We start from the raw sequence: 15172 nt of genomic DNA, 5'->3' as shown, positions 1-15172 counted from the left end.
AAAATGAGCAAAGTTATCGGGATCGACCTCGGGACCACCAACTCCTGCGTTGCCATCATGGATGGTTCGCAGCCGCGCGTGATTGAAAACGCCGAAGGGACCCGCACCACTCCGTCCATCGTCGCATTCACCGACGAAGAGCGTCTGGTTGGCCAGCCCGCCAAACGTCAGGCCGTCACCAACCCGGACAACACCATCTTCGGCGTCAAGCGCCTGATCGGCCGCCGGTTTGACGATGCGGATCTGGCAAAAGACAAGAAAAACCTGCCGTTCAACGTGATCAGCGGCGGCAATGGCGACGCATGGGTCGAAGCCAAGGGTGAGAAGTATTCGCCGAGCCAGATCTCGGCCTTCATTCTCGGCAAGATGAAAGAGACCGCGGAGTCCTACCTCGGTGAGGAAGTGACCCAGGCCGTCATCACCGTGCCTGCCTATTTCAACGACGCACAGCGTCAGGCCACCAAAGACGCAGGCAAGATCGCCGGTCTTGAAGTCCTGCGTATCATCAACGAGCCGACAGCCGCCGCGCTGGCCTATGGCCTCGACAAGGAAGACACCCAGACCATCGCGGTTTATGACCTTGGTGGTGGTACCTTCGACGTGACCATTCTGGAAATCGACGACGGCCTGTTCGAAGTGAAGTCGACCAACGGCGACACCTTCCTCGGTGGTGAAGACTTTGACATGCGCATCGTCAACTACCTGGCAGATCAGTTCAAGAAAGAGCACCAGGTCGACCTGACCAAGGACAAGATGGCCCTGCAGCGACTGAAAGAAGCCGCTGAAAAAGCCAAGATCGAACTGTCCTCCAGCTCGCAGACCGAAATCAACCAGCCGTTCATCTCGATGGATCCGTCCTCGGGCCAGCCGCTGCACATGGTCATGAAACTGACCCGCGCCAAGCTGGAAAGCCTGGTTGGCGACCTGATCAAGGCTTCGATGAAGCCCTGCGCCGCAGCTCTGAAAGACGCCGGTCTGTCCGCGTCCGACATTGATGAGGTGGTTCTGGTCGGTGGTATGACCCGGATGCCGAAAGTCATCGAAGAGGTGACCAAGTTCTTCGGTAAAGAGCCGCACAAGGGTGTGAACCCGGACGAAGTGGTTGCCATGGGCGCCGCCATTCAGGCCGGTGTTCTGCAGGGTGACGTGAAAGACGTTGTTCTGCTCGACGTGACCCCGCTGAGCTTGGGTATCGAAACCCTGGGTGGTGTCTTCACCCGCCTGATCGACCGCAACACCACCATCCCGACCAAGAAGTCGCAGGTGTTCTCGACCGCGGAAGACAACCAGAACGCCGTGACCATTCGTGTATTCCAGGGTGAGCGCGAGATGGCTGCCGACAACAAGATGCTCGGTCAGTTCAACCTCGAGGACATCCCACCGGCACCGCGCGGCATGCCGCAGATCGAAGTGACCTTTGACATCGACGCCAACGGTATCGTTTCGGTCGGCGCCAAGGACAAGGCGACCGGCAAAGAGCAGACGATCACCATTCAGGCTTCGGGCGGTCTGTCCGATGACGACATCGAAAAGATGGTCAAGGACGCCGAGGACAACGCCGAGGCGGACAAGGAACGCCGCGAACTGATCGAAGCGAAGAACCAGGCCGAAAGCCTGATCCATTCGACCGAGAAGTCGCTCGAAGAGCACAGCGACAAGGTGGACCCGTCCACCGTCGAAGTGATCGAACTGGCGGTTGCCGCGCTGAAGGACGACCTGGAAAGCGACAAAGCCAACGCCGAGAAGATCAAGGCTGGCATCCAGAACGTCACCGAAGCGGCGATGAAACTGGGCGAAGCGATCTACAAGGCGCAGGCTGAAGAAGGTGAAGAAGAACCCACAGCCGCTGACGAAGCCAGCGGCCCGGGCGACGACGACATCGTGGATGCCGAATTCGAAGACCTGGACGGCGACAAGCGCTAAGGTCTGAATCATTGGCTTGACCCTCGGGCCGGTCCGGACCCCGGACTGGCCCGTTTTACGTTGAGGCAGAAGGGGTAAACCGATGTCAAAACGCGACTATTACGACATTCTCGGGGTGGCCAAAGGCGCCACCGCCGAGGAAATCAAAAAAGGCTATCGCAAGAAAGCCAAGGAACTGCACCCGGATCGCAATGCCGATAACCCGGATGCCGAAGCGCAGTTCAAAGAGGCCAACGAGGCCTACGAGGTTCTGAAGGACGCCGAGAAGAAGGCAGCCTATGACCGCTATGGTCATGCGGCCTTTGAAAACGGCATGGGCGGTGGCGGCGGTCCCCGTGGCGGCCATCCGGGCGGCGGAGATTTCTCCTCTGCCTTCTCCGATGTCTTCGACGACCTGTTTGGCGATTTCATGGGGGGCCGTGGCCAGGCCGGCGGGCGTCAGCGCGCATCGCGCGGCGCGGATCTGCGCTATAACCTGCGCGTCACCCTGGAAGAGGCCTTCTCCGGGCTGCACAAGACGATCAAGGTTCCGACCTCGGTCGCCTGTACCTCCTGCGAGGGAACCGGTGCCGAAGGTGGGGTCGAACCCACCACCTGCCCGACCTGTTCGGGCATGGGTAAGGTCCGTGCGCAACAGGGCTTTTTCACGGTGGAGCGCAGCTGTCCGACCTGTTCGGGCCTGGGCCAGATCATCAAGAACCCGTGCAAAACCTGCCACGGCCATGGCCGCGTGGAAAAGGACCGCTCGCTGTCGGTGAATATTCCGGCGGGCGTGGAAACCGGCACACGGATCCGTCTGGCGGGCGAAGGCGAGGCGGGCCTGCGCGGCGGGCCTCCGGGCGACCTCTACATCTTTGTCGAGGTTTCACCGCACGACCTGTTCGAACGCGACGGCAACAATCTTTATTGCCGGGTGCCCGTGTCGATGGCCAAAGCTGCCCTGGGCGGTGCCATCGAGGTGCCGACCATCGACGGCGGCCGTGGACGCGTCCAGATCCCCGAAGGCAGCCAGTCGGGCCGTCAGATGCGCCTGCGCGGCAAGGGTATGCCCGCGCTGCGTGGCGGCAGCCCCGGTGACATGTTCATCGAGCTGGCCGTGGAAACACCGGTCAACCTGACCTCCCGACAAAAGGAACTGCTGCGCGAGTTCGAAGATCTCTCGGAAGAGAACACGAACCCGGAATCCCGCAGCTTCTTCTCCTCGGTCAAAAGCTTCTGGGACGGAATGAAGGGGTAAGCCCCTGAACCCTCCCCGGCTTTCGGGTCGAATACCATCGCAAAAACGCCCCCTCGTGGGGCGTTTTTACTTTGTGCAGCCCACTGCGCTGGCCCTTAATACCGAGGACAGGCCTGATACCTTCAACGATGGTGATCGTGGTGAAAGCTGGCGCATTCCGGGACAAGACCCTGCCACTGTTTGATTGCAGTGACGAAGCGCGCGATGCGCTGGTGCCTGCCGGACGCCTACCGTCCTATATCAAGGATCACCGCGCCCGGCTGCGCCTGCGGTTCATGGAGGGCGGCGCGGCAGCCATGCCAGATTATGAGCTGCTTGAGCTGATACTGTTCCGGTCTATCCCGCGTCAGGACGTCAAACCGCTGGCACGCCGACTGATGGATACCTTTGGCGATTTCAACCGGGTCATCACCGCCCCGGCAGAGCGCCTGTTGCGGGTGAAAGGCATCGGCGAAGCGGTGATCACCGACCTTAAGGTGCTGGAGGCCGCCGCCCACCGAATGGCGCGTTCCCGCATCATGCAGCGGCAGGTGCTATCCAGTTGGGATGCGCTGCTGGACTACTGCCACACCACCATGTCCCACTCTGAAGTCGAGCAATTCCGGGTGCTGTTCCTGGACCGCAAGAACGTGCTGATCGCGGATGAGGAACAGGCCCGCGGCACCGTCGATCATGTGCCGGTCTACCCGCGCGAGGTCGCCAAACGGGCGCTGGAGGTGAACGCCAGCGCTGTGATTCTGGTGCACAATCACCCCTCGGGCGATCCGACCCCCTCGGAAAGCGATATCAGCATGACCGCAACCATTGAGAACGCCCTGACCGCGCTTGACATCACCCTGCACGATCACCTGATCATCGGAAAATCATCCGAACTCAGCTTTCGCAGCCACGGGTATCTGTAGCTCTGGCACCCACCGCAGGGGTCAGCGTACCCAGACTTCGACCCGGCGGTTCACCTCGCGGCCCCAGGCGCTGTCATCGCAGGCCATGGGCAGAGCCTCACCAAAGGCAGCCACGTCGATCTCTACCCGGTCGAGATTGGCGGTCTCTGCCGCTGCCGCCACCGCATCGCGCACCGCATTGGCCCGCTTGATGGCGATCTTGCGGTTTGTCTCAGCCGGTCCCACTCCGTCGGAGAAGCCGACGAAGAGCAACCTGTGCGAATCGTAGATCCCGGCCTCCAGCGCCCGGCCCAATTGCTCGATATTGCTGCGGGACTGGGCATCAGGGCGGGTTGAACCCGGTTCAAACCGGAAGGATGTTGTCAGCCTCTGGAGCCCGCGCAGAGTAGATGTCAGCCGCTGCAGTTCTTCCAGATCCACCTCTGGCCCTGCCGCCTCTATCGCGTTGGCCAGCCGGTCCCCCTGAGCAGCGATCGACACGCGTTCCGGCGCCTGATCGACGAATCCCGCCCTGCGGATCACAATCTGCGCGCCGGGACCACGCACGTAGCTGAGGAAATCCCGCGCCACCTTGGGCAGCCGTCGTTCCGGCAGGTAAAGGAACATGGGAGAGGTCAGCGGGTAATCCTCAGTCTTGATCGACCGGCGCGTCGCGCGCAGGGAGAACCCACATGGCCCGGTCAGGGTCAGCGCTCGCGCGGTGCCCGTATTGGCAAAACTGCCGATAGCGAGTGCGAAGGGGTCCGTGGCAACCATGCGCACCATCGTGCTGTGCCGGTCATGGCGACGCAGATCAGGCATTAATGTCGCCTTGGCCGGGGCCAGCAGCTTGTCCTCAACCGCCTGGGCCAGGCCGGAGCCTTCGACCGGCAGGTGCAGGGAAATCGGTGCATCGGCGCCGCCCAGCTCGGACCAGTTGGTGATCTCACCGGAAAGGATCGCAACCAGCTGCGGCAGAGAGATACGCTGCACCGGGTTTTCCGGCGACACCAGCGGCACCATCGCATCAAGCGCCAGAACCCGGCTACGCGACGGGCCCGTCATATCCCCCATGCCAGCCGCCTGCGCGTGTTCGCGCTCGGCCGGGCGGATTTCCCGCAGCGCCATGACGATATCGGCCTCATCCGCCAGAAGATCAGCAAAGCCTTCGTCGGTATTGCTGACGAAAAAATCGAACCGGGCGGCGGGACGATCCCCGCGCAGCAGAACATATTCGAAATTGTCGCCGGGCAGCGGATCGCGGCGCGTCTGGTAGCCGTTGCGCAGGGCAAACCCTTCGATCAGGGCGGGCAGCAGGACCTCTGCCATGGTCGAGGACCCCGATAGAGTGATCTCTGCCACGTAATCCGACAGGCTGGGACAGCCCGGCCCGTCACAGCTGACCCCGGATCCGTCGACGGTCAACTCGCCGAACTTGGTGTCGACGCGGTAATATTCTCCGTCGAATCCCAACAGGTTGCCGGTGATTTCCACGGCCCCATCGGGAGAAGACAGCGTGACATCCTGGGCGGCCAGCGATGTGACAGTTCCGGACAGAAGAAGTGCGGCGCAAATCGCCGCACGAAAGAAAGCCATGAGAAATCCTGGAATGAATGCGGATCAGTTGGAGGCGATTTTCAGGTTTTCCAACAGATTATTCAACACCAGAAAGTCACCCTTGGCCGCGCAATCGGGGATTGCCAGCGTCAGGTCACGGGTCTGCAATTTGCTCTGCCCGCCAGCCCGATGCAGGGTCAGGGCCTGCGCCTCAACATCACGGCCACAGTTGATCGCGGTGATCTCTGCCTCGACGCTGATTTCCACCGTTTCACCGGCTTGTTCGGCGGCGCGCGGGAAGCTGTAAACCTCGGCCAGACGCGGCGCCAACTGGCTGTCATCACCCAGCCGCACCATATGGCCCATGCCAGAGGCCGGATCAGAACCATGCCAGACATGCCCCGGCGCGCCATAGTCGGCGCCGTTTTCGCGGGCATGAATTTCAAAACCGCTGTTGCCGGTCCATTGCAGCGCGACGCGGTCGATTTCGGAAAGGTCCGGCACCGGTACCACCGCGACTTCGGCCATCCCGTCCTGCGGCTCGATGATGAATACCGCCGAAGTGGCCAGGGCTGGCACCTCTTGTGTCAGATGGCCCGCATCATCCAGCGCTACCGTGAACATCATGCCCTGATGATGCACCGTCAGCCGCTTTCCCGCCTGGCAGGGCGCGGATACGTCGAGTTTAACCATGGCACCGGGCAGTGCATTAGCTGCGACCGACAGGGCGCAGTCATCCTTGGCGACGACCGCTTCGGCCTGCACGGTCTCTGCCTGCTGCGGCGCCGGATCTTCGTGCGGAACCGAGGTCAGCGTGATGTTCTCGATGGTCAGCTCGGACAGATCCGGATCGGCCGGGACCTGCACCGACGCGGCACTGATCTCCGGTGTTTCATAGATACGCGGAGCGGCGGACTGCTGCATGAAAAAGCCGATCCCCAGCGCACAGGCCACGGTTCCGCTGCTCAAGATCAAGATACGTTTGTCCATCATCACACACTCCACACCCTGGATAGGTTAAGGAAGTGTAGCATGGGAAAGGCGGCTAGTTTGTGGCCGCCTGCGGGAGAGATTCGGGCAGAATAAAGAGAATTTTAATATCTCTGTCTGAATGGCCCCCGCGTGCGGTCAGGCCAAATCAGGGGCCGATCCCCGGTCAAAACGGCTGGCGTTCAACCGGGGATGCAGGCGTATCTCAGGCCAGACGCCCGTGGCAATGTTTGAACTTCTTGCCCGATCCACAGGGGCATTTGTCATTGCGCGACGGGTTGCCCCAGGTTTCGGGATCATCCTCGACAAATCCGGGCGCGGGCTCTTCCGCGAGTTCAGCAACAGCTTCGCCTTCTGCAGCAGGCGCAGGTGCGCCGCCAGCGGAGGCCATTTGCTGCATGGCGGCCTGGCGGGCTGCCATTTCCATCATCATCTGGCGCTGCTCTTCTTCGTTCATCGGACGCACGCGGCTCAGCTGCTTGGCAACGTCTTCGCGCAGGGAGTCGAGCATGCTTTCGAACAGCTGGAAGCTTTCGTTCTTATACTCGTTCAGCGGATCACGCTGCGCATAACCGCGGAAGCCCACGACCGAGCGCAGATGCTCCAGCGTCAGCAGATGTTCGCGCCACTTGGCGTCGATGGTCTGCAGCAGCACCTGCTTTTCGATGTTGCGCATGTTTTCCGGACCGAAGGCTTCGGTCTTTTCCGCCATCAGCGCATCGCTTGCGACCTCAAGCCGTTCGCGGATCTGTTCGTCGTCGACGCCTTCCTCGGCAGCCCATTCGGCCACCGGCGCGTCGATGCCCAGCCCTTCAAGCACAGCAGCCTGAAGGCCTGCGGTGTCCCACTGTTCGGCGTAGGTCTTGGGCGGCATGTAAGTGTCGATCAGGTCGTCGATCACCTCGTGACGCATATCATTGACGATCTCGGACAGATCCTCTGCCGCCATGATTTCACGGCGCTGGCCAAAGATCACCTTGCGCTGGTCGTTCATCACGTCGTCGAACTTCAGCACGTTCTTGCGCATGTCGAAGTTGCGGCCTTCGACCTTGGCCTGGGCACGTTCCAGCGATTTGTTCACCCAGGGGTGAATGATCGCTTCGCCTTCTTTCATGCCCAGCGAGGACAGCACCTTGTCGAGGCGCTCGGACCCGAAAATCCGCATCAGGTCGTCTTCGAGGCTGAGATAGAACCGTGTACGGCCCGGGTCACCCTGACGGCCCGAACGGCCGCGCAGCTGGTTGTCGATACGGCGGCTTTCGTGGCGTTCAGAGGCCATCACGAACAGGCCGCCCGCGTCCAGAACCTTCTGCTTTTCTTCGGCGTGCTTGGCTTCCTCGGCGGCGCGTAGCTCGGCAGGATCGGCATCGGGGTTGGCCTCAAGCGCGGCCATCACCTTGATGTCGACGTTGCCGCCCAGCTGAATATCGGTACCCCGGCCAGCCATGTTGGTGGCGATGGTCACCGCACCAAGCCGCCCGGCATCGGCGACGATCTGCGCTTCCTGCTCGTGGTGGCGCGCGTTCAGCACGTTGTGTTCGATGCCTTCCTGCTGCAGCATCTGGCTCAGCAGTTCGGATTTCTCGATCGAGGTGGTGCCCAGAAGAACCGGCTGCCCCTTGGCATGGGCCTTCTTGGTCTCTTCGATCATCGCGCGGTATTTTTCCATCGCGGTGCGGTAGACCTGGTCGTCCTCGTCCACCCGTGCAATCGGCCGGTTGGTCGGAACCTCGACCACGCCCAGACCATAGATCTCGGCGAATTCCTCGGCTTCGGTCATGGCAGTACCGGTCATGCCCGACAGGCGGTCATAAAGGCGGAAATAGTTCTGGAAGGTCACCGAAGCCAGCGTCGTGTTCTCGGGCTGGATCTGCACCTCTTCCTTGGCTTCGATGGCCTGATGCAGGCCTTCGGACAGGCGGCGCCCGGCCATCATGCGGCCGGTGAATTCGTCGATCAGCACAACCTCGCCATCGCGCACGATGTAGTCCTTGTCACGCTGGAACAGTTTATGCGCGCGCAGGGCCTGGTTGACGTGGTGCACCACGGTGGTGCTTTCGGGGTCATAGAGCGAGGCCCCCTCTTCCAGCAGGCCGCGTTCGATCAGCTTCTGCTCAAGGTATTCGTTGCCCTCTTCGGTGAAGGTCACACCGCGGGTCTTCTCGTCGATCTCGTAGTGTTCCTCGCTCAAGAGCGGGATCACCGTGTCGATGGTGGTATAAAGCTCGGAGCGATCTTCAGCCGGGCCGGAAATGATCAGCGGCGTACGTGCCTCGTCGATCAGGATCGAGTCGACCTCATCGACGATGGCAAAGTTGTGATACTTCTGGAACACTTGGTCTAGGCTGGGCTTCATGTTGTCGCGCAGGTAGTCAAAGCCCAATTCGTTGTTGGTCGCATAGGTCACATCGGACTGGTAGGCGGCCATCTTCTGATCGTCGGGCTGACCGGACCAGATCACGCCTGTGGTCATGCCCAGCTGTTCAAAGACCTTGCCCATCCATTCGCTGTCACGTTTGGCCAGGTATTCGTTCACCGTAACCACATGCACGCCCTTACCGGTCAGCGCATTGAGGTAGGCCGGGAAAGTGGCGACAAGTGTCTTACCCTCACCCGTTTTCATCTCGGCGATATTGCCCTGATGCAGGAAGACACCGCCCATCAGCTGCGTATCAAAGGCCCGCAGACCCAGCGCCCGGCGGGCCCCTTCGCGTACGTTGGCAAAGGCTTCGGGCAACAGAGCGTCGAGGGCTTCACCATCCAGCGCGCGTTTGCGCAGCTCTTCGGTTTTCTCGATCAGACCCTGGTCGCTGAGCTTTTCGAATTCGGGTTCCAGCGCGTTGATCTTTGCGATCAGCGGCCGCGTCGCCTTGATTTTTCGGTCATTCGGTGTGCCGAAAATCTTTTTGGCGAGTGTTCCGATACCCAGCATGTGCTCTCCCACGGTCCTGTCATGGCTTCTGACCTAAGGCAGGCTTGCCCGCCCTGCCCGCAACCCATAAACAAAGGTGGAAACGACGGTCCTGCCATTGGCCCTTAGGCGATGTAAGCGGCAGGCATATAAGTGTCAACGCCGCGCCATGCTGCGGCCCGGGAATAGGAAGAATTGAATGCTGAAAGGTCTCACTTTTCTGCGAGGCGCGGCAACCGCGGCCGTAATGGCGCTGCCTTTGTCGGTACAGGCCGCACCGCATGCCAATACCGTGGTGGCCTCAGTCAACGGCGAAGAGATCACCTTGGGTCACATGATCATGGCCCGTGAAAACCTGCCACAGCAATACAAGCAACTGCCGGACGAGGTGCTGTACAACGCCATTCTGGACCAGCTGATCCAGCAGACGGCGCTGAAACAGCAATTGCATGGCGAAGTGCCCCATTACGTGGAGCTGTCGGTCGAAAACGAAAGCCGGGCGTTGCTGGCCGCTGATGTCATCGAAATGGTGATGGCCAACGCAACCGGTGAGGAAGCCCTGCGCGCGGCCTATGACCGTAAATACTCTACCGGCGATGGCGGCGATGAATTCCACGCGGCGCACATTCTGGTGGAAACCGAAGAAGAAGCCAAAAAGATCAAGATGGAGCTGGAAGACGGCGCCGATTTTGCCACCACTGCCAAGGCGCGGTCGACCGGCCCCTCCGGGCCAAGCGGCGGAGATCTGGGCTGGTTCGGGCTGGGTAGTATGGTTCCCGAATTCGAAGAGGCTGTACTTGCCATGCGGTCGGGGGATATCTCTGATCCGGTGAAAACCCAGTTCGGCTGGCACGTGATCCTGCTGCGCGAACGGCGCAAATCTGCCGCGCCCAGCTTTGACGAAGTGCGCGGCGAGCTGGAGCAGGAACTGCGGACACGCGCCGTCGAAGATCGCGTCAACGCACTGACCGCTGAGGCCACCATCGAACGACCCGAGATCGAAGGGCTGGACCCCGCGATGATTAAAGATCTTGGCCTGGTAAGGAACTGATCCGATGGCAAAACCTCTGCCCCGTTCTCCACTGGCTCCGGCCGGATTTCCCGATCTTCCCACGATCAAAGGCGTGCGGTTCGCCACCGCAGCCGCTGGTGTAAAATACCAGGACCGGACCGATGTGATGCTGGCGGTACTGGATCCGGGCACCACGGTTTCCGGGGTGTTCACTCGCTCCAAGACGCGATCTGCACCTGTGCGCGATTGTCAGGAGAAACTTGGGGCAGATCCTTCGGCGAGTGCCGCTATTCTGGTCAACTCGGGCAATTCCAATGCCTTTACCGGTCATCACGGGCAAACCTCGGTGGGAGAGATCGTCGCCGCCGTCTCCGGCATCACTGGGGCACCCGCGGGGCGCGTCTTTACCGCCTCGACCGGGGTGATTGGTGAACCGCTGCCGCATGATCGGATCGTCGCCAAGATCGCCGAGCTGAATGATGGGCTGAATGCCGATGCGCTGGAAGCAGCAGCCGCCGCCATCATGACCACCGATACCTTTGCCAAGGGCGCTGGCGCCACGGTCACCATCGACGGGCAGACCGTGAACATCGCCGGGATCGCCAAAGGATCTGGCATGATTGCGCCTGATATGGCGACCATGCTGGTCTATATCTTCACCGATGCCAAGGTCGAGCAAAGCGCGCTGCAGGCGCAGCTGGCCAAAATCTGTGACCGGACCTTCAACTGCATCACGGTAGACAGCGACACCTCGACCTCGGACAGCCTGATGCTCTGTGCGACCGGCGCATCGGGCGTTGATGCAACCGGGAACCCGGAGTTTGAGCAGGCGCTGGAGGGCGTGATGCTGGATCTGGCGCATCAAGTCGTCCGCGATGGGGAAGGCGCTACGAAGTTCGTCGAGATCCAGGTGACCGGCGCCGAAAGCGACGCAGATGCCAAGACCCACGGGCTGGCGATTGCCAATTCGCCTCTGGTGAAAACCGCAATCGCGGGTGAGGACCCCAACTGGGGCCGCGTGGTGATGGCAATCGGAAAATCCGGCGCTGCGGCGGACCGGGACCTGCTGTCGATCTCCTTCGGCGATGTTCTGGTGGCCGAAAAAGGCTGGGTTGCGCCCTCATACAAGGAAGAGGACGGCGCCGCGCAAATGAAACAGGACGAGATCACGATCAAGGTGGATCTGGGTCTTGGCGATGGCGCGGCAACGGTCTGGACCTGCGATTTGACCCATCAATACATCACCATCAACGCGGATTACCGGTCATGAAAACGGTTCTCGTCTCGGCCGTGGCCCTGATCGACGTCGAAGGGCGGATCCTGCTGGCGCAGCGCCCCGAAGGCAAATCCATGGCCGGGCTTTGGGAATTCCCCGGCGGCAAGGTTGAAGCCGGGGAGACCCCCGAAGTGGCGCTGATCCGCGAACTGGAAGAGGAGCTGGGCATCAACACCTGGCAATCCTGCCTGGCGCCGCTGACCTTTGCCAGCCACAGCTATGAAGATTTTCACCTGCTGATGCCGCTGTTTGCATGCCGCAAATGGGAGGGCATTCCGCAGGCCCGGGAAGGCCAGGTTCTGAAATGGGCGCGGCCGCAAGAGCTGCGTGATTACCCGATGCCTCCGGCCGATATTCCGCTGATTCCGATCCTGCGGGATTGGCTGTAGCGTTCAAAAACTGGCGGTCTGCCCGGCGGGTTGCCCTCTGCATACCCCCAACTTCCCCTCCAATCCGGACGCAATTTACTACCGGATATTGGAGATTTGTCGGTAGAAACACTAGCCATTGTAGCTTTGGCACATGTCGTCAAGATTTTGTTAACCAATTTGTCAAAAACTGGTTACACTATCTAGCAGTGAACCTTTTTGAACTTCTCCCTGACGAAGGATCAGACAACAAGTGGACCTATTTGGGCACATGTTTTCTGGTCCGGGACAGGTTCATGCAGGCACACATCAACGACCGCAACGGGGTGCCGGTAGGCGCGGCAGAACGCCTCCGAATACCACCGATTTTCGCGGCACACTGAAGACCAATCACTCACGGCAATAGAGGGCAGCCCGGCGGCTGCCCTCAGCCGTTTTGGCGGGCACTAGACCTCCCACCACCTCAAAGATGCAAAAACCCCGGCACAGAGGCCGGGGTTTTGACTGTTTCTGAGTGTCGCAGCGCCTTAGTCGAGCTTACGTTCAACTTCCTGACGCTCGAAGATCTCGATGACATCGCCTGCGCGAATATCTTCGTAGTTCTCAAAGGCCATACCGCATTCCTGACCGGACTGAACCTCTGCGACTTCATCCTTGAAGCGCTTCAGCGTTTTCAGCGTGCCTTCGTGGATCACAACGTTGTCACGCAGCAGACGCACACCAGCCGAGCGACGGGCAACGCCTTCGGTGACCAGACAGCCGGCAACCTTGCCGACGTTGGAGACCTTGAACACGTCCTTGATGGTCGCGTAGCCGATGAAGTTTTCCTTGATCTCGGCCGACAGCAGGCCAGAGGCCGCCGCTTTCACGTCATCCACAAGGTCATAGATCACCGAGTAATAGCGGATCTCGACGCCCTTCTGGTTGGCAGTGTTACGGGCCGAAGTATTGGCACGAACGTTGAAGCCCATGACCGGCGCACCGGAAGCTTCGGCCAGGCCGATATCGGTTTCGGTGATGGCACCAACACCCGAGTGCAGCACGCGCACGCGCACCTCGTCGTTGCCGATCTTCTCCATCGCCTGAACGATCGCTTCGGCAGAGCCCTGCACGTCTGCTTTGACCAGGATCGGCAGTTCGGAGACGTTTTCGTCTTCCTTAGCCTTGGCCATCAGCTGTTCCAGAGTGGTCGCAGCACCGGCTGCGGCGCGTTTGTCCTTGGCGGCCTGCTCGCGGTATTCCGCGATTTCGCGGGCCTGTGCCTCGGTCTCGGTCACGTTCAGCACGTCACCCGCTTCGGGCGTGCCGTTTAGACCCAGAACCTCGACCGGAACCGACGGACCGGCTTCCTTGACGCGCTCACCCTTGTCGTTGATCAGCGCACGGACCTTACCGTACTGCTCACCCACAACGAAGATGTCGCCCTGATGCAGGGTACCGTTCTGAACCAGAACAGTGGCAACCGGACCGCGGCCCACGTCCAGCTGTGCTTCGATCACGGCGCCTTGGGCGGCACGGTTCGGGTTGGCTTTCAGTTCCAGGATTTCCGCCTGAAGCGCGATGGCTTCCAGCAGTTCATCCAGACCCTGGCCGGTCACGGCGGACACTTCCACGTCCTGAACGTCGCCGGACATGGCTTCCACGATCACCTCGTGTTGCAGCAGCTCGGCACGCACCTTGTTCGGATCGGCGGCAGGTTTGTCGATCTTGTTGATCGCCACGATCATCGGAACACCGGCAGCCTTAGCGTGGTTGATCGCCTCGATGGTCTGCGGCATGACCGAATCGTCGGCAGCCACAACCAGAACCACGATATCCGTCACCTGAGCACCGCGAGAGCGCATCGAGGTGAAGGCCGCGTGGCCCGGCGTATCGAGGAAGCTCAGTACGGTACCGCTATCGGTGGTCACCTGATACGCACCGATGTGCTGGGTGATACCGCCTGCTTCGCCAGCCACAACCCGCGCATCGCGGATCGCATCCAGCAGCGAGGTTTTACCGTGGTCGACGTGACCCATGATGGTGATCACCGGCGGACGCGGCTGCAGATCTTCTTCCTTGTCCTCGACCTCTTTGATCACGTCTTCGACGTCAGAGTCGGAAACGCGGACAACTTTGTGGCCGAATTCTTCGATGATCAGTTCAGCCGTATCGGCGTCGATCGACTGGTTCTGAGTGACCATCATGCCCATGTTCATGAGCGATTTGACCACGTCACCAACGCGTTCCGCCATACGGTTTGCCAGCTCGGAAACAACGATGGTTTCCGGCAGCTGCACGTCACGGATGACCTTTTCACGCTCGACGGTGCCCATTGCCTTCTGACGCGCGCGCTCCTGCTTGCGCTTCATTGCGGCCATGGACCGCTGACGGCCACCTTCGCCGGTTGCCTGACCCAGTGTCAGTTTGCCGGAACGACGGCCCTGATCGCGGCCTTTGCCACCACGGCCACGCTCTTCGCGTTCGCGGTCGGCTTTGCGCGGGGCCTGGGCTGCGGGTTTGGCCGCAGAACGACCTGCGGCGGGACCGGCAGATTTTGCCTTCTCCGGCTCTGCTGCCGGAGCCGCTGCTGCACGCTTGGCCGCTTCTTCAGCTTCGAGGCGCTTACGCTCTTCCTCTTCCGCCTTGCGACGGGCTTTTTCCTCGGCTTCGCGCTGTTCGCGTTCCTTGGCTTCCTGCTCGGCGCGGCGGCGCTCACGCTCTTCGGCACGGGCCTTTTCCTCGGCCTCGCGCTGCGCGGCTTCTTCGACTTCACGCGCCTTGGCAGCCTGCAGCGCCTTCAGGCGGCGGGCCATTTCCGCGTCGGTGATGCCGGCAGGTCGACGGGATCCATCCGTCGCGGGAGACGCACCACTGCCGCCTTTACCCGCACCCGGCTTGGGAACCACAACGCGTTTGCGCTTGGTTTCCACTACGACATTCTTGGTCCGCCCATGGCTGAAGCTTTGTTTCACGTTCCCAGGCCGGGAACCACCACGCAAACCCAATGTCTTTTTGCCGTCACTATCGCTCATAAA

Annotated in this window: 10 protein-coding genes; 6 read left to right on the top strand and 4 right to left on the bottom strand. The window is 60.9% G+C overall.

Annotated features, from left to right (window positions below):
• Window positions 1-3 precede the first annotated feature (3 nt).
• The 3 genes from dnaK to radC all read left to right on the top strand — a co-directional run bounded on the left by dnaK (window position 4) and on the right by radC (window position 4062).
• Window positions 4-1923, top strand: coding sequence for a molecular chaperone DnaK (dnaK, locus tag SM764_RS04685; protein ID WP_065272089.1), 1920 nt, complete (start codon window positions 4-6; stop codon window positions 1921-1923).
• A gap of 82 nt (window positions 1924-2005) precedes the next feature.
• A complete protein-coding gene (gene dnaJ / locus SM764_RS04680; RefSeq protein ID WP_065272088.1) occupies window positions 2006-3160 on the top strand; it encodes a molecular chaperone DnaJ in 1155 nt (384 codons plus the stop codon).
• Between the two features lie 128 nt (window positions 3161-3288).
• A complete protein-coding gene (gene radC / locus SM764_RS04675; protein WP_490363067.1) occupies window positions 3289-4062 on the top strand; it encodes a RadC family protein in 774 nt (257 codons plus the stop codon).
• A 21-nt stretch (window positions 4063-4083) separates the two neighbouring features.
• Here the strand turns inward: radC and SM764_RS04670 are convergent, their stop codons facing one another.
• The 3 genes from SM764_RS04670 to secA form a co-directional block, all read right to left on the bottom strand.
• Window positions 4084-5637, bottom strand: coding sequence for a substrate-binding domain-containing protein (locus SM764_RS04670; RefSeq protein WP_274836071.1), 1554 nt, complete (start codon window positions 5635-5637; stop codon window positions 4084-4086).
• Window positions 5638-5661: 24 nt separating this feature from the next.
• Window positions 5662-6591: a hypothetical protein gene (locus SM764_RS04665; RefSeq protein WP_369001164.1), complete on the bottom strand. Its 930-nt coding sequence runs from the start codon at window positions 6589-6591 to the stop codon at window positions 5662-5664.
• 202 nt (window positions 6592-6793) lie between these two features.
• The gene (gene secA / locus SM764_RS04660) at window positions 6794-9520 is read right to left on the bottom strand and encodes a preprotein translocase subunit SecA (RefSeq protein WP_369001163.1); all 2727 of its coding nucleotides are present in this window, start codon (window positions 9518-9520) and stop codon (window positions 6794-6796) included.
• A 178-nt stretch (window positions 9521-9698) separates the two neighbouring features.
• Between secA and SM764_RS04655 the strand changes: the two genes are divergently transcribed.
• The 3 genes from SM764_RS04655 to mutT are packed head-to-tail and all read left to right on the top strand — an operon-like array spanning window position 9699 to window position 12176.
• Window positions 9699-10550 carry a peptidylprolyl isomerase gene (locus SM764_RS04655; protein WP_274831711.1) on the top strand — a complete coding sequence of 284 codons (852 nt, stop codon included), beginning with the start codon at window positions 9699-9701 and terminating at the stop codon, window positions 10548-10550.
• A 4-nt stretch (window positions 10551-10554) separates the two neighbouring features.
• Window positions 10555-11781 carry a bifunctional glutamate N-acetyltransferase/amino-acid acetyltransferase ArgJ gene (argJ, locus tag SM764_RS04650; RefSeq protein WP_369001162.1) on the top strand — a complete coding sequence of 409 codons (1227 nt, stop codon included), beginning with the start codon at window positions 10555-10557 and terminating at the stop codon, window positions 11779-11781.
• Window positions 11778-12176: an 8-oxo-dGTP diphosphatase MutT gene (gene mutT, locus SM764_RS04645; RefSeq protein ID WP_065272081.1), complete on the top strand. Its 399-nt coding sequence runs from the start codon at window positions 11778-11780 to the stop codon at window positions 12174-12176. The genes argJ and mutT overlap by 4 nt, the downstream gene beginning before the upstream one ends.
• Before the next feature lie 506 nt (window positions 12177-12682).
• Here the strand turns inward: mutT and infB are convergent.
• Window positions 12683-15169 carry a translation initiation factor IF-2 gene (gene infB / locus SM764_RS04640; RefSeq protein ID WP_065272080.1) on the bottom strand — a complete coding sequence of 829 codons (2487 nt, stop codon included), beginning with the start codon at window positions 15167-15169 and terminating at the stop codon, window positions 12683-12685.
• Window positions 15170-15172: the final 3 nt, after the last annotated feature.

It is taken from the genome of Pseudophaeobacter sp. 1A16562, from assembly GCF_041008785.1.
Taxonomy (GTDB): Bacteria; Pseudomonadota; Alphaproteobacteria; order Rhodobacterales; family Rhodobacteraceae; genus Phycobacter; species Phycobacter gallaeciensis_A.
Note: the sequence above shows the minus strand (reverse complement) of the source record. Positions and strands in the feature narration are given on the sequence as shown.